Below are 14,230 nucleotides of genomic sequence, written 5' to 3'. Positions count from 1 at the left end.
AGCAGGTTTTTCGAGGTTCCCATCATTCGTTGCCTCCCATGCCCTGCCATGCACCCTTGATGGCGGCAACGCCTTCGGAGGCCACCCGGCTGGATGAGGTCAGCTCACCCTCCAGGGCGCGCACGGTCACGCGGTCATCGGTCTGGCCCAGCCGTTCGACGCGCAAGGCATCGAAGCCATCGTCGGTGGCGACGAAGACGAAAAAGCCGTCCGCCTGACGGACCACGGCCGAGGAGGGCACCTGCACCAGACCGGCGACCGCTTCGGCCTCGATCCGTACCCGCAGGAACTGTCCCGGGCGCAGGCGGCCGCCGTGGTCGTCGGTTTTCGCCCGGATCAGGATCGTCTGGTCTTCGGGATCGATGCGACTGCCGATCAGGATCACCTCGGCGGTCAGGGCCGGGTCGACCACGTCGACCCGGCTGCCCACCGCCACGTTGCCGAGGCGTTCAACGGGCAGGCTCACCTCCAGCCACAGGGTGTCCAGCGTGCTGAGGCGCACCAGCGGTGAAGCGGCGTCGAGGCGCTCGCCGGCCGTGGCCATCATTTCCATGACCGTGCCATCGACCGGGGCGGTCAGTGACAGCCGCGCGTCGACCGAACGGCTCTCGCGCAGTCGGGCGATCGCCGACTCGCTCATGCCGGCCAGCGCGAGGCTCTGTTCCAGGGCATCGATCCGGGAGCGGGAGCGGTTGTAGGCACCGCGGGTCTCGTCGAGGCGGCGCTCGGCGATAATGCCCTCGGCCGACAGTGCCCGGTCTCGCTCCAGCGCCTGCGCGGCCACCCGGTGCGATGCCAATGCGTCGAGGTAGTCGCGTTGCTGTTCGACCAGCCCGGGGCTCGCCAGGGTGACCAGCGCTTGTCCCTGTGTCACGGCCTCGCCCTCGGCAACGGCAACCCGTTCGACCAGGCCGTCGACCGGCGCGGCCAGAACGGTCTCGTTTGCCGGCGGCACCCGGACCCGAGCGGGGTAGGCATGTCCGGCCACGTTGTCGACCGGTGTGGCCTGGGTCGTCTCGATTCCCAGGGCGTCGATCTGAGCGGAATTCATCGATACGTCCGCGGCCTGGACGGCCGGGACGAGCAAGAGCAGACAGGATGTCAGAAGGTGCTTCACGGCATGATCCCCATGGCCTGGTTGAATTCGGAAATGCTGCGGTCGAGCCGGATGCCGCTCATGGCGGCCCGGCGTTCGGCGGCCAGGGCGCGTGAGCGCACGCGCAACAGGTCGGCCAGGTCGGATTCGCCCAGTGCGTAGGCACGCCGAGCCAGAGCCAGGCTTTCTTCGGCCAGGTCGCGGTGCTCGAGTGCCATTTCCCGCTCGTGCCGGGCAGCGGTCAGGGCCTTCTCGGCCTGGCGCAGGGCGATGCCCAGTTGGCGCTCGATCACGGCCGCCTGCGATCGGGCGCGGGCCAGATCCTGCTCGGCGCCGCTGCGCTCGGGGGCGCGCAGGCTGCCCAGGGCGATCGGGATGGACACCGATACGCCGACGCTGTCGATCGAGTCGGTTCCGTCCTCTTCGCGGCGGATGTTCATGCCCAGCGTGGGCTGGGGTGTGCCGCGCTCGCGGATCATGACGCGCTGCGCCTCACTGGCCTGCACGGTGGCGTCGGCGGCGAGCAGCGCCGGGTGCTGCTCGAGCCGGTCCCGGCTGGCGGGTGTCTCGGCCCAGTCCGCCGGGCGGGTATTGAGATCGGTGATCGCGCGATATTCCTCGGCCAGGCGGGCGCGGGCCAGATGCGCCTCGCGTGCCTCGGCGCGGCGCTGGAGGGTCTCCTCCCGGGCGAGGATCAGGTCGGTACGCGGCACGTCCCCGAGCTCGAGCCGTCGCTGCACCTGGGCTTGCAGTTCCTCGGCGGTCTTCACGGCCCTCTCGGCCACTTGCACGGCCTCGTCCGCCTCGGCCAGGCTGGCGAGCAGGGCGCGGATCTGTCCCGCCACTTCCAGGCGCCAGCGGGCGTCTCCCCGCTCGGCGACCGAGGCAAGGCTGCTGGCATGCTGCTCGGCGGCGGCCTGCAGCCCCGGCAGTCGCAGGGGAAGCTGGATCGAACCCTCCCATTCGCGCATGCCGGTATCGCTGCCCAGGGCGTCGGTCTGGTGAGAAAAGCCGACGGACGGGGCGGCATCGAGGAAGCTTTGCGCCCGGGCGCCCATGGCCTCGGCATGGCGGTAATCGGCCTCGTACACGGATTGTTCGGGACGATTGCCGGTCGCTGCCGCCACCACCGCCGCCAGGTCGAGTTCCGTTGTGGTCGGAATCATGTCGCCGGCATGGGCGGGTAACGGGGCGATGACCAGCACCAGAACAAGGAATCGCTGCAGTCGTGTCATGAATCGCTCCTCGAAAAGGGAGCACGATTCCAGCATGGCCGCCTGAATCCTGGCTGAACGCCTGTCTTTGCTTGTCGCAGTTGGAGGGGGGCAGTTCGGGGGCGTTGCGGGGAGCCCCTGGCGGGCGGGGTTCGGATTCGCCGGGGGCTTCCCTTATCATGGCCGCGACCGGCGGGCCGAGGGTGTCGAGGCCGGATTTGTCCAGGGAGGCTCTGTTGGCCCTCAAGATCATCCAAATCGTCGCGCCGGCCAGCGAGAAGGCCGCGATCGCCCGCATTGCCGATTCGCACGAGGTGGTCGACTGGTGGCGTACCTCCTCGTTCGAGGACGAGCGTTTCTCCACCGAGCTGGTGGTGCGACCCGAGGGGCAGCAGGAGGTGCTCGACGATCTGCAGCAGATCCTCGATCGCTGCGAGAATGCGCGCATCATTATCCGCGGCGTGCAGGCGACCCTGCCCGCCGCCGGTGACGAGCAGGGCGAAGAGGAGCCTCGGCGAACCGCCGCCTCGCGCTCGCGCGAGGAGCTATACGCCGAGGTCGCCGGCGGTGGCACCATTACCTCGACCTACCTGCTGCTTTGCGGGCTCTCGGCGGTCGTTGCCGCCATGGGCATGCTCGAGGACAGCGCGGCGGTGGTGATCGGGGCGATGGTGATCGCGCCATTGCTGGGTCCGAACCTGGCGCTGGCGTTGGGGACCACGCTCGGTGACCCCGACCTGTCTCGTCGCGCGGTCGCGGCGAACTTCGCCGGGCTGGCTCTTTCCGTCGGCCTGGCCTTGTTGATGGGGCTGGTGCTCGATCCGGTCACCAATAGCCAGTTGCTTGATCGCACCAATGTCAGCTACCCCGCGATGATCCTGGCGCTTGCCTCCGGGGCGGCAGCGGTGCTGTCGCTGACCTCCGGGGCGGCGGCGGGTCTGGTCGGGGTGATGGTGGCCGTGGCCCTGATGCCGCCGGCGGCCGCCCTGGGGCTGTTCGTCGGCTGGGGGCAGTGGGACAATGCGATCTCGGCCGGTCTGATGCTGGCGATCAACATCGCGGCCATCAATCTGTCGGCCAAGCTGGTGTTCGTGCTCAAGGGCATCTCGCCGCGGCACTGGCCGGAGAAGACCCGCGCCCGTCGCTCGATGCGCTGGTCCTTCGCCTTCTGGGGCATCTCCTTGCTGGTGCTCGCCGGGCTGATCTGGCTGGCGAAGTACTAGGGACCCTTGCGCGCATTGGATGCCCCTCTGCGCGCAAGGCGCGCAGAGCGCCCCCGGCGCCCGTTCGCCATCCATTTTTTTGCATCACGAGGAAAATCGACCCGTGCAGGATTATCGTCAGGCCTTTGTCCAGTTTGCCGTGGAGCATCAGGCGCTCCGCTTTGGTGAGTTCACGCTCAAGTCCGGGCGCGCCAGTCCGTATTTCTTCAATGCCGGCGCGTTTGCCGACGGGCGGGCGTTGGCCGCGCTGGGCGGGTTCTATGCCGATGCCATCCTGGATGCCGGGATCGAGTTCGACGTGTTGTTCGGCCCGGCCTACAAGGGCATTCCGCTGGCGGCGGCCACGGCAATTGCGCTGGCCGAGCGCACCGGCGAGCCGGTGCCGTGGTGCTTCAATCGCAAGGAGGCCAAGGACCATGGTGAAGGCGGCAACCTGGTGGGGGCACCATTGGCAGGAAGGGTGCTGATCATCGACGACGTCATCACCGCCGGCACGGCGATCCGCGAGTCGCTGGACCTGATCCGGGCGAACGACGCGACCGCGGTGGGCGTGGCCGTGATGATGGATCGTCAGGAGCGCGGCCAGGGGGAGTTGTCGGCGATTGGCGAGCTCAAGCGCGATCACGCGCTCGATGTCGTGGCGATTGCCAACCTCGACGGGTTGATCGAGTTCTGTGCCAACGATGCCAGCCTGGCCGAGTCGGCCGAGGCGATGGCGGCCTACCGACGCGAATTCGGCGTGGCCGACTGAGACCGCCGACCGCGACCGCCGATTGCAACCGATTGGTTACCGCACAAGAAAAGGCCCCGCTGAAAAGCGGGGCCTCTTGCGTTCCGGTGATGGCGCGGCGGGGAAACCCGGGCGCTACTGACCGGACGAGATCAGATCGACTTGATGCGGCTGACCAGGGTCGACTTGCGACGCGCAGCGGTGTTGCGCTTGAGAATGCCCTTGGTCACCATCCGGTCGAGGACCGGCTGGGCAGCGCTGTAGGCTTGCTGCGCCTTTTCCGCATCACCGTCTTTCACGGCCGAGATGACGGCCTTGTAGGCGGTGCGTACCTGCGAGCGCATTGCCATGTTGTGCTGGCGGGCTTTCTCCGCCTGGCGAACGCGCTTTTTGGCTTGAGCGGTATTGGCCACGGGTAAACTCCTCGATTCGGCTATAAGGTCGGATGAGCTTGATGTAAATATCAATTCAAGGCGCGGGATTATGCCATACGGTCGGGGATAGTCAAGCAGCCGACGCTCGGAAGGTCGACAGGGTTGCTTGGATGATTGGATGCCTTTCCCGGCGTCGCCCCATTCCCGGGCAACGGCGACCGACGCGCCTGCGGTATCCTCCGCCTCATGGATCTCGACGCCCCCGATCATCCCGCTGACCACCCCGGTACACCGGTACGCCCCGATACGCCTGCCGGCGCCCTGAGTGCCTGGACGGTGGTGGTGCCGGGGCCTTTCTTCGGTGGTTTTACCTATCATTTCGATCCCGCCACCGGCCCCATACCCGCGCCCGGCGTGCGGGTGCGCGTGCCCTTCGGTCAGTCCGAGCGGGTGGCGCTGGTGATCGAGCCGACGTCGAGCGGCGAGCAGGAGACCCGGCCGATCCTCGAGGTGTTGGACGAGGCGCCGTTGCTGGATGCCGAGACGCTGGCCTGCCTGCGCTGGGCGGCGGCCTATTATCACCACCCCCTGGGCGACGTGGTGTTCGCCGCCTTGCCCAAGATCCTGCGCGGCGAGCGCCGCCTCGAGGTCGAGGCGCTGGCATCGACCCCCGCTGGTCGGGAGGCATTGAGAGATGGAGCGGCGCGGGGCGAGCGGCAACGCGAGGCACTGGAGGCGCTGGCGGCATCGACGCGCCCCGTGCCGGCGACCAGGCTGGGTCCGGCGGCGGTGCGCCGCCGGCTGCTGGAAAAAGGCTGGGCGGATGCGACCCGGGTCACCGCGCCGGCCGACTGGCCTGCGCCGGCCGAGCCGGGGAGCGAGACCGCACCCGCACTCAATGCCCAGCAGCAAGAGGCAGTCGAGGCCCTCGTCTCGGGCGCTGACGGGTTCCAGGCCTGGCTGCTCCACGGGGTGACCGGCAGCGGCAAGACCGAGGTCTACCTGGCCCTGATCGAGCGCGAGCTGGCCGCCGGTCGGCAGGTGCTGGTGGTCGTGCCCGAGATCTCGCTCACCCCGCAACTGATCGACCGCTTTGCCCGGCGACTGGCGGTGCGGCCGGCCGTCCTGCATTCGGGGCTGGCCGACGGCGAGCGCCTGGCCGCGTGGCGAGCGGTGGCCGCCGGCACCGCCGGGCTGGTGATCGGTACGCGCTCGGCGGCCTTCGTGCCGCTGGCCCGGCCGGGCCTGATCGTGGTCGACGAGGAGCACGATGCCGCGCTCAAGCAGCAGGAAGGATTTCTCTATCACGCCCGCGATGTGCTGATCTGGCGGGCGCGGCAACTGGCTATCCCCATTCTGTTGGGTTCGGCGACGCCGTCGCTGGAGAGCCTGCGTCATGCCTGGGCGGGGCGTTATCGCCACCTTCGCCTGAACCAACGGGCCACCGGCGCGCGCATGCCCGCGATCCATTGCCTGGACGTGCGAGGACAGACGATGGAGGCGGGGCTTTCGCCGGCCCTGTTCAGGGCGATTGAGCGACACCTGCTCGATGGCGGGCAGGTGATGCTCTACCTCAACCGGCGTGGCTATGCCCCCAGCCTGCTCTGCCATGCCTGCGGTTATGTCGCCGGGTGCCCCCATTGCGATGCCTTTCTGACCTGGCACCGGCAGATCGGTCGGCTGCGTTGCCATCACTGCGGGTTCGAGCAGGGCGTGCCGGCGGACTGCCCGTCGTGCCAGGCGCCGCTGTCGGTGCGCGGACTGGGCACCGAACAGCTCGAAGACGTGCTCGCCGCGCGCTTCCCGGGGTTCGGTATCGTGCGCCTGGATCGGGATGCCACCGCCGGCAAGGGCGTGATGGCCGAGAGCCTGGGGCGGATCGCTCGGGGTGAGGCCCGGCTGGTGGTGGGCACGCAGATGCTGGTCAAGGGGCACGATTTCCCCGGGGTGACGCTGGTGGGGGTGGTCAATGCCGACCAGGCGCTGTTCGCCTCGGATTTTCGTGGCCCCGAGCGGTTTGCGCAGTCGTTGCTGCAGGTGGCCGGACGGGCGGGGCGCGCGGAGCGCCCGGGTGAGGTGCTGGTGCAGACGCATGACCCGGATCATCCCGTGCTGCGCCGGTTATTGACGGAGGACTACGAGGCGGTGATGGCCGCCCAGCTGGCCGAGCGAGAACAGGCCGAGTTGCCGCCGACGCGCTTTGCCGGCCTGATCCGCGCGGATGCACCGCAAGCGGATACGGCCCGCGCCTTCCTGACCAAGGTCGCCGAGGAGCTGCGCGAGCACTTCGGCGAGGAATTGTCCGTCTGGGGGCCGGTGCCGGCACCGCTGGCACGTCGGGCCGGGCGGTATCGTTTCCAGCTGTTACTGCTCGCGCGGGTGCGCAGTACCCTGCACCGTGCCCTGTGGCAGGTGGATGATTCGGTCGGCAGTCGTCGGCTGGGTGGGCGCTTGCGGTGGTCGATCGATGTCGACCCGATCGATCTGGCCTAACCTCCCCGATTTACTTGGCCTGGCTTCCCTGCCTGGCCTCCCCGGGGCGCTTGCTCTGCTGGTCGATCGAGTGCATTACACTGTGGGGAAATCCCCGTGATCTGGAGAAAAGCGACGTGAAGAAGATCGAAGCGATTATCAAGCCGTTTCGGCTGGACGATGTGCGGACTGCCCTGATGGATTTGGGTATCAACGGCCTGACCGCCACCGAGGTCAAGGGCTTCGGCCGGCAGAAGGGGCACACCGAGCTCTACCGCGGTGCCGAGTACGTGGTCGACTTCCTGCCCAAGGTGAAGCTCGAGGTGGTCGTCAGCGACGACCAGGAAGACCCGGTCGTCGATGCCATCGTCAAGGCGGCCTACTCGGGCAAGATCGGCGACGGCAAGATCTTCGTCTCGCCGGTGGGGCGTGCGGTGCGCATCCGTACCAGCGAGGAGAACGAGGACGCGCTTTAACGCGTTGCCTCGTTCGCCGGGGCGGCATCAACCCTCGATCAGGCGCTCCAGGCGATAGGGTGCCGGGTCGACGGCGGTGGGTCGCCCGGCCATCTGGGCGGCGAGCAGTTCCGCGCTGGCCGGCGCCATGGCCAGCCCATTGCGAAAGCCGCCGGTGTTGGCCCACAGCCCGGCAATCGAGGGATGCGCCCCCAGCAGCGGGAGCTCGTCGCTCGAGCCCGGCCGCAGGCCGGCCCAGCGATGGGTGATGCGTGCCTCGGCCAGTTGCGGCCAGAGTCGGCAGGCGTGGGCGTGCAGCCGCTGCTGCGCCTCGCTATCCACCGTCTTGTCAAAGCCGGCGTATTCCACCGTCGAGCCCACCACCACCGAGCCGTCCCGCCGCGGGATCAGGTAGACGCCGTCATCCATCCGGATGCGATCGAGCTGGTTCTCCGGCCGGGGCTCGAGACGCAGCATCTGGCCACGCACCGGGAACAGGCTGCCTGTCGGCAGGCCCGGGATCAGTCCCTCGCTCCAGGCACCGGCCGTGATCACTACCCGGTCGGCGTGCAGGTCACCCTGGCTGGTCGCTACCCCGGCCACGCGTCCGGCGTTCAGTAACAACCCGTTCGCCGCGCATTGCTCGCGCAGCTCGATGCCGCGCGCGGGTAACGTGTCGATCAGCGCGTCCAGCAGGTAAGGGTTGCGCACGTTGGCCACCTCGGGCAGCCACAGGGCATCAGCGTTTCCTTGTCGGCGCCACTGGTGCGCGATGTCGGCCGATGCGAGCGTCGCGCTGATCGATTCGGCGGTCTCGTCGTCGCCGATCGGGTCGAGGATTTCCATGCCGGTGACCCAGCGTTCGGGATCGATGCCGGAGTCGAGCGAAGCGAGCAGGGCGGGGTAGCGGCGCATGCCCTCGGCGGCAAGGGCCAGCACGGGGGCAGGGTAGCGCCAGGCATACAGCGGGCAGAGGATGCCGCCGCCGGCCCATGAGGCCTCGGTGCCAGCGCGGTGACGGTCGAGCACGGCCACCCGGGTGCCGTCGCGCTGCAGGGCGAGCGCGCTGGTCAGGCCGGCGATGCCGGCGCCGACGACGATGATGTCGAAGCGGGTCGAGCTCACGGGAGGATCATGCCACCAGGCGGCTGATTCGGACGAGCCGGCGGGCCACCCGCGGCCGGTGATGAATCAGGGGCGGGCAGATGTGTCGGTGCCGCGCCGAAGCGGCGACCCCCTCCGGGGCTTCGTCCGGGAAAACTGGAGCGGGTGAAGGGAATCGAACCCTCGTCTTAAGCTTGGGAAGCTTCTGCTCTACCATTGAGCTACACCCGCAGGAGGCCGCATTATCATGGCCCCCAAGGGTAAACGCAAGGGACTGGCGGCGGAGTGGATCAGTCCAGCGGTGGGAGTTCGTTGCTGTCCGACTTGTCGTTCTTGATGCCGCTGGAGTCGGCGGCCGCCGCCTTGAGTTCGTCCTGCCCGCCGCCAAAGCTCATCAGCCATTCCATGTTGCTGCGACTGTCGGCGTTTTCCAGCGCCTCGTTGCGCGAGATCAGTCCCTGCTTGAACAGCTCCAGGATCGACATGTCGAACGTCATGGCACCGCTGGAGGCATTCTTCTCCATCGACTCCTTGATCGCGTCGACCTCGCCGCGCTTGATCAGGTCGGAGACCAGCGGGGTGTTGATCAGGATTTCCACCGCCGGCAGGCGCTTGCCGCCGCTGCCGATGATCAGGCGCTGGGAGATGATCGCCTTGAGGTTGAGCGACAGGTCCATCAGCAGCTGGTCGCGGGATTCCGACGGGAAGAAGCGGATGATGCGGTCGAGCGCCTGGTTGGCGTTGGTTGCGTGCAGGGTGCTGAGGCACAGGTGGCCGGTGTCGGCATAGGCCAGTGCGTGTTCCATGGTCGCCCGGTCGCGCACCTCGCCGATCATGATCACGTCCGGTGCCTCGCGCAGGGCCTCCTTGAGGGCCGCGGCGTACGAGCGGGTGTCGACCCCCACCTCGCGCTGGTTGACCACCGAGTTGCGGTGCTTGAAGGCGAATTCCATCGGATCCTCGACGGTGAGGATATGCCCGGGACGCGCCTCGGCGCGGTGGTCGATCATGGCGGCCAGCGTGGTGGACTTGCCCGAGCCCGTCGACCCGACCACCAGGATCAGGCCGCGGCGTTCGGTGATCAGGTCCTCGACCACCATCGGCAGGTTGAGGTCGGATGCGCGCGGGATCTCGGCCTGGATGAAGCGGATCACCAGCGACCACTCGCCGCGCTGCATGAAGACGTTCATCCGGAAGCGACCGATACCCGAGCGCGACAGGGCGACGTTGAGCTCGAGGTTTTCGAGGAAGTCGTCGATCTGGTGCTGGTTGAGCACCGAGCGCGCCAGTTCCTCGACCTGGCCGCTGCGCAGCCGGTCCTTGCCGATAAAGCGCATCTCGCCCTGGATCTTGATCGCGGGCGTGGTGCCGCTGGAGAAGTACAGGTCGGAGCCTTCCTTGTCGGCGAGCAGCTTCAGGTAGGGTTCGAGGCTCAATTGGCTCATGGGGTGGGGTCCTGTTTCGGTCGTGGGTCGGCTCAGTCGGCCTCGACCTTGAGATCGTCTTCGGAATCGTCCTGGCGGCTCTTGGGCAGGCCGCGCTTGCTCTCGAGCTTGATGCGCAGGCGCAGGTCGTTGACCGAGTCGGCCTTGCTGATGACCTCGTCGTAATCGGCCTGGTGGCTGTCATAGAGGTCGAACAGGGCCTGGTCGAAGGTCTGCATGCCCAGTTCGCGCGAGCGCTTCATGACCTCCTTGATCTCGGAGACGTCGCCCTTGAAGACCAGGTCGCCGATCAGGGGCGTGTTGATCAGCACCTCGACGGCCGGGACACGGCCCTCGCCATCGGCCTTGCGCAGCAGTCGCTGCGAGATCACCGACTTCAAGTTGAGCGACAGGTCCATCAGCAACTGCTGTCGCCGTTCCTCGGGGAAGAAGTTGATGATGCGGTCGAGTGCCTGGTTGGTGTTGTTCGCGTGGAGCGTGGCCAGACAGAGGTGACCGGTCTCGGCAAAGGCGATGGCGTGATCCATGGTCTCGCGATCGCGGATCTCGCCGATCAGGATCACGTCGGGGGCCTGGCGCAGGGTGTTCTTCAGCGCCGCGGCGAAGGAGTCGGTGTCGACGCCCACCTCGCGCTGGGTGACCAGGCAGCCCTTGTGCTTGTGGACGAACTCGATCGGATCCTCGATGGTGACGATATGCCCGCGCGAGTTCTCGTTGCGGTAGTCGAGCATCGCCGCCAACGAGGTCGACTTGCCCGAACTGGTGGCGCCGACGAAGATCACCAGGCCCCGGGCGGTCATGGCGATTTCGCCCAGCACGTCGGGAAGCTTGAGATCGTCGAAGTTGGGTATGTCCGAACGGATCATCCGCAGGACCATGCCCTCGCTGCCGCGCTGCATGAACGCGTTGACGCGAAAGCGCGCCACGCCGGGCAGGGCGATCGCGAAGTTCGCTTCGTGCGATTCCTCGAAATGGGCCACCTGCTTGTCCGTCATGATCGAGCGGACCAGCATCTGGGTGTTTTCCACCGAGAGTTTCTGGTCGGTCAGGTGGACGACCTTGCCGTCGATCTTGGCCGACGGCGGCGCGCCGACGGTGACGAACAGGTCGGAGGCGTCGCGTTCGACGGCCCGCTTGAGAAGGGCCTGTACGTAGTTGGCTGCTTGCTGACGGTCCATCGTGAGTTCCCGGCTTGCGTTGTCCGCCCGGCCGCCCTGGCCGGCCGACGTGGAGGAGATAGTGGACTGAGGCGTGAGCCGCTACGGGGTGCCTTTTGAGCCGCCGTGGCGACCCGCCCGAGCGCTGGCGATTGCCTCGGGGTGCGTTACCTGAAGTCGTCCTTGTTCTTCGCCCGGCCGCGGGCCAGTTCCTTGGAGACGACGCCACGGGTGACCAGCTGCTTGAGATTCTGGTCGAGCGTCTGCATCCCTTGTGCCTGACCGGTCTGGATGGCGGAGTACATCTGCGCGACCTTGTTCTCGCGGATCAGGTTGCGGATCGCCGGCGTGCCCAGCATGATCTCGTGCGCCGCGACCCGGCCACCGCTGATCTTCTTGAGCAGGGTCTGTGAGATGACCGCGCGCAGGGACTCGGAGAGCATCGCGCGCACCATGTCCTTCTCCGCCGAGGGGAAGACGTCGATGATCCGGTCGATGGTCTTGGCCGCCGAGTTGGTGTGCAGCGTGCCGAACACCAGGTGGCCCGTTTCCGCGGCGGTCAGCGCCAGACGGATGGTCTCGAGGTCCCGCAATTCGCCGACCAGGACCACGTCCGGGTCCTCACGCAGCGCCGAGCGCAACGCGGCGTTGAAGCTGTGCGTGTCGCGATGGACCTCGCGCTGGTTGACCAGGCACTTTTTCGAGTCGTGGACGAATTCGATCGGATCCTCGACGGTCAGGATATGGTCGTTGCGGTGATCATTGATGTAGTCGACCATCGCCGCGAGCGTGGTCGACTTGCCCGAGCCGGTCGGGCCGGTGACCAGCACGATGCCGTTGGGGTAGTCGCACAGATCCTGGAACACCTTGGGGGTGTCGAGTTGCTCGAGGGTCAGAACCTTGCTCGGGATGGTGCGGAAGACCGCACTCGCGCCGCGGTTCTGGTTGAAGGCGTTGACACGGAAGCGGGCATGGCCGCGCAGTTCGAAGGAGAAGTCGACCTCGAGGTTGTCCTCGTACTCCTTGCGCTGCCGGTCGTTCATGATGTCGTACACCATGGTGTGGACATCCTTGTGCTCCATCACCGGCACGTTGACCTTGCGGATGTCGCCGTCGATGCGCACGCGGGGCTGTTCGCCGGCCGACAGGTGGAGGTCCGATGCCCCGTTCTTGACGGTGAACATCAGCAGGGAGTCGATATCTCGGGATTCGGCCATGCGATCGTCCTTTGCGGGGGAGGCCCCGTTACAAGTCCATTGGTGGTGCCTGCCGAAGGCCCGGAGCGCCGCAGTGGCGCGGCTCGGCCTTCGTTGCAGACAAGGTAAAACGAACACGCACAAGGTGCAAGATGGGAAATCGAGAAAGCGCATACCACGGCATTCGCGAGCGCATTGAGGCGGCAGGTGCCGATCGTCCCGGCGGCTCGGGCGAGGTGAAGCTGGTGGCCGTCAGCAAACGCCAGCCGATCGAGGCCATCCGCGCGCTCGCCGACCTGGGGCAGCGGGACTTCGGCGAGAATTACCTGCAGGAGGCGATCGACAAGCAGCCCGAGTTGACCGATCTGCCGTTGACCTGGCATTTCATCGGCCCGATCCAGTCCAACAAGACCCGTGCGATCGCCGCCCAGTTCGACTGGGTGCACAGTGTCGATCGCGCCAAGATCGCCCGCCGCCTGGGCGAACAGCGCGACCCGGCGATGGAACCGCTGAACGTGCTGATCCAGGTGAATGTCGACGGCGAACAGAGCAAGTCCGGCGCCGAGCCCGCCGATGTGCCCGGCATCGTCGCCGCCTGTGCCGAGTACCCCACGCTGCGCCTGCGCGGGTTGATGTGTATCCCGCGACCGGGGAATGTCGCGGCCTTCGGCCAGCTCGCGGCGCTCAACGCCTCGCTGGCCGAGCCCCTGCCCGACCTGTCGATGGGGATGAGCGGTGATTTCGAGGCGGCGATTGCCGCGGGGGCGACCATCGTGCGGGTCGGCACGGCCCTGTTCGGGGCGCGCGATTCCTGATGGGCGGCGGCTGGCGGTCGCCATCCATGTTATTTTTGTCGGTCCCGGATTCACGCACATAGAGCAGGTGAGACAATGAATGCCTCGCGGATCGCTTTCATCGGTGGCGGCAACATGGCCGCCGCGCTCATTGGTGGCATGCTCAAGGACGCACCGGCCGGCGCCAAGCCGTCGATCGTGGTGGCCGAGCCCGATGCCGACCGGCGACGCGCCCTGGGTGAGCAGCTCGGTGCGCAGACGACCGAGGACAACCATGCGGCGATCGACGGTGCCCAGTTGGTGGTGCTGGCGGTCAAGCCGCAGGTGATGCAGACGGTCGCCGAAGATCTGGCCCCTCACCTGACGGCGGGGCAGTTGGTGGTGTCGATTGCCGCGGGCATTCCGGTTGCCGCCCTGGCTCGTTGGCTCAATGGGCATGCCGCGATCGTGCGCGCCATGCCCAACACCCCGTCGATGGTCGGCTGCGGTGCCACCGGATTGTTCGCCGCTCAGGCGGTCAGCCGCGAGCAGCATAGCGATGCCGAATCGCTGATGAGGGCGGTTGGCGTGGTGCAGTGGCTCGACGACGAATCGCAGATCGACGAGGTCACGGCGTTGTCCGGCAGTGGTCCCGCCTACGTTTTCTACCTGATGGAGTCCATGCAGGCCGCGGCCGAGGACATGGGCATGGCGTCCGACGTGGCCCGCCTGCTGACCCTGGAGACCGTGTTCGGCGCCGCCAAGCTCGCCCTGGCCGCAGACGACTCGCCGGCCGAACTGCGCCGCCGGGTCAGTTCGCCGGGCGGGACCACCGAGCGGGCCATTGCCGCGTTGGACGAGGCGGGCGTGCGTGATGCCTTTGCCCGGGCGATTCGCGCCTCGCGTGATCGCAGCCGGGAACTGGCGGCCGACGTCGAGGATCGTGCGACCGATTGAAACGGTTCGTTTTCGGGCCGGTCTGCCGGCCCCA

General features: G+C 67.4%; 13 protein-coding genes and 1 tRNA gene. 6 read left to right on the top strand and 8 right to left on the bottom strand.

Annotated elements, in window-relative coordinates; translation table 11 throughout:
- Positions 1 to 22: 22 nt before the first annotated feature.
- Positions 23 to 1,051 carry an efflux RND transporter periplasmic adaptor subunit gene (locus tag SR882_RS10060; RefSeq protein WP_322521111.1) on the bottom strand — a complete coding sequence of 343 codons (1,029 nt, stop codon included), beginning with the start codon at positions 1,049 to 1,051 and terminating at the stop codon, positions 23 to 25.
- A gap of 62 nt (positions 1,052 to 1,113) precedes the next feature.
- Positions 1,114 to 2,331: a TolC family protein gene (locus tag SR882_RS10055; protein ID WP_322521110.1), complete on the bottom strand. Its 1,218-nt coding sequence runs from the start codon at positions 2,329 to 2,331 to the stop codon at positions 1,114 to 1,116.
- A gap of 215 nt (positions 2,332 to 2,546) precedes the next feature.
- Between SR882_RS10055 and SR882_RS10050 the strand changes: the two genes are divergently transcribed.
- Positions 2,547 to 3,533 (top strand): TIGR00341 family protein, encoded by a 987-nt coding sequence (locus SR882_RS10050; protein ID WP_322521109.1) that lies wholly within the window; start codon positions 2,547 to 2,549, stop codon positions 3,531 to 3,533.
- A 103-nt stretch (positions 3,534 to 3,636) separates the two neighbouring features.
- Positions 3,637 to 4,284, top strand: a complete 648-nt coding sequence (gene pyrE / locus SR882_RS10045) for an orotate phosphoribosyltransferase (protein WP_322521108.1) — start codon at positions 3,637 to 3,639, stop codon at positions 4,282 to 4,284.
- 131 nt (positions 4,285 to 4,415) lie between these two features.
- On the opposite strand, the gene rpsT is transcribed toward pyrE, so the two are convergent.
- Entirely contained in the window at positions 4,416 to 4,676 is a 261-nt protein-coding gene (rpsT, locus tag SR882_RS10040; protein ID WP_322521107.1) for a 30S ribosomal protein S20, read from the bottom strand.
- Between the two features lie 207 nt (positions 4,677 to 4,883).
- On the opposite strand from rpsT, the gene SR882_RS10035 reads away from it, so the two are divergent.
- The gene (locus SR882_RS10035; RefSeq protein ID WP_322521106.1) at positions 4,884 to 7,130 is read left to right on the top strand and encodes a primosomal protein N'; all 2,247 of its coding nucleotides are present in this window, start codon (positions 4,884 to 4,886) and stop codon (positions 7,128 to 7,130) included.
- A gap of 116 nt (positions 7,131 to 7,246) precedes the next feature.
- The gene (locus SR882_RS10030; RefSeq protein ID WP_125199332.1) at positions 7,247 to 7,585 is read left to right on the top strand and encodes a P-II family nitrogen regulator; all 339 of its coding nucleotides are present in this window, start codon (positions 7,247 to 7,249) and stop codon (positions 7,583 to 7,585) included.
- 27 nt (positions 7,586 to 7,612) lie between these two features.
- Here the strand turns inward: SR882_RS10030 and thiO are convergent, their stop codons facing one another.
- From thiO to SR882_RS10005, 5 genes are all read right to left on the bottom strand, one after another.
- Positions 7,613 to 8,689: a glycine oxidase ThiO gene (gene thiO / locus SR882_RS10025; protein WP_322521105.1), complete on the bottom strand. Its 1,077-nt coding sequence runs from the start codon at positions 8,687 to 8,689 to the stop codon at positions 7,613 to 7,615.
- A 136-nt stretch (positions 8,690 to 8,825) separates the two neighbouring features.
- Positions 8,826 to 8,899: transfer RNA gene (locus SR882_RS10020), tRNA-Gly, on the bottom strand.
- A 59-nt stretch (positions 8,900 to 8,958) separates the two neighbouring features.
- Entirely contained in the window at positions 8,959 to 10,113 is a 1,155-nt protein-coding gene (locus tag SR882_RS10015; protein ID WP_322521104.1) for a PilT/PilU family type 4a pilus ATPase, read from the bottom strand.
- Positions 10,114 to 10,145: 32 nt separating this feature from the next.
- Positions 10,146 to 11,291: a PilT/PilU family type 4a pilus ATPase gene (locus SR882_RS10010; RefSeq protein ID WP_322521103.1), complete on the bottom strand. Its 1,146-nt coding sequence runs from the start codon at positions 11,289 to 11,291 to the stop codon at positions 10,146 to 10,148.
- A 146-nt stretch (positions 11,292 to 11,437) separates the two neighbouring features.
- Entirely contained in the window at positions 11,438 to 12,487 is a 1,050-nt protein-coding gene (locus SR882_RS10005; protein WP_322521102.1) for a type IV pilus twitching motility protein PilT, read from the bottom strand.
- A gap of 131 nt (positions 12,488 to 12,618) precedes the next feature.
- Between SR882_RS10005 and SR882_RS10000 the strand changes: the two genes are divergently transcribed.
- Together SR882_RS10000 and proC are read left to right on the top strand one after the other, a co-directional pair.
- Complete coding sequence (locus tag SR882_RS10000; RefSeq protein ID WP_322521101.1) at positions 12,619 to 13,281, top strand: YggS family pyridoxal phosphate-dependent enzyme; 663 nt, start codon at positions 12,619 to 12,621, stop codon at positions 13,279 to 13,281.
- A 75-nt stretch (positions 13,282 to 13,356) separates the two neighbouring features.
- A complete protein-coding gene (gene proC / locus SR882_RS09995; RefSeq protein WP_322521100.1) occupies positions 13,357 to 14,196 on the top strand; it encodes a pyrroline-5-carboxylate reductase in 840 nt (279 codons plus the stop codon).
- Positions 14,197 to 14,230 lie beyond the last annotated feature (34 nt).

The organism is Guyparkeria halophila (assembly GCF_034479635.1).
Taxonomy (GTDB): Bacteria; Pseudomonadota; Gammaproteobacteria; order Halothiobacillales; family Halothiobacillaceae; genus Guyparkeria; species Guyparkeria halophila.
Note: the sequence above shows the minus strand (reverse complement) of the source record. Positions and strands in the feature narration are given on the sequence as shown.

What these genes read in the sequence shown, in the direction of transcription:
- SR882_RS10055 (WP_322521110.1), bottom strand. Translation starts at nt 2,331, where the DNA reads ATGACACGACTGCAGCGATTCCTTGTTCTGGTGCTGGTCATCGCCCCG.
- SR882_RS10035 (WP_322521106.1), top strand. Translation starts at nt 4,884, where the DNA reads ATGGATCTCGACGCCCCCGATCATCCCGCTGACCACCCCGGTACACCG.
- SR882_RS10060 (WP_322521111.1), bottom strand. Translation starts at nt 1,051, where the DNA reads ATGAATTCCGCTCAGATCGACGCCCTGGGAATCGAGACGACCCAGGCC.
- SR882_RS10005 (WP_322521102.1), bottom strand. Translation starts at nt 12,487, where the DNA reads ATGGCCGAATCCCGAGATATCGACTCCCTGCTGATGTTCACCGTCAAG.
- SR882_RS10000 (WP_322521101.1), top strand. Translation starts at nt 12,619, where the DNA reads ATGGGAAATCGAGAAAGCGCATACCACGGCATTCGCGAGCGCATTGAG.
- SR882_RS10015 (WP_322521104.1), bottom strand. Translation starts at nt 10,113, where the DNA reads ATGAGCCAATTGAGCCTCGAACCCTACCTGAAGCTGCTCGCCGACAAG.
- SR882_RS10010 (WP_322521103.1), bottom strand. Translation starts at nt 11,291, where the DNA reads ATGGACCGTCAGCAAGCAGCCAACTACGTACAGGCCCTTCTCAAGCGG.
- proC (WP_322521100.1), top strand. Translation starts at nt 13,357, where the DNA reads ATGAATGCCTCGCGGATCGCTTTCATCGGTGGCGGCAACATGGCCGCC.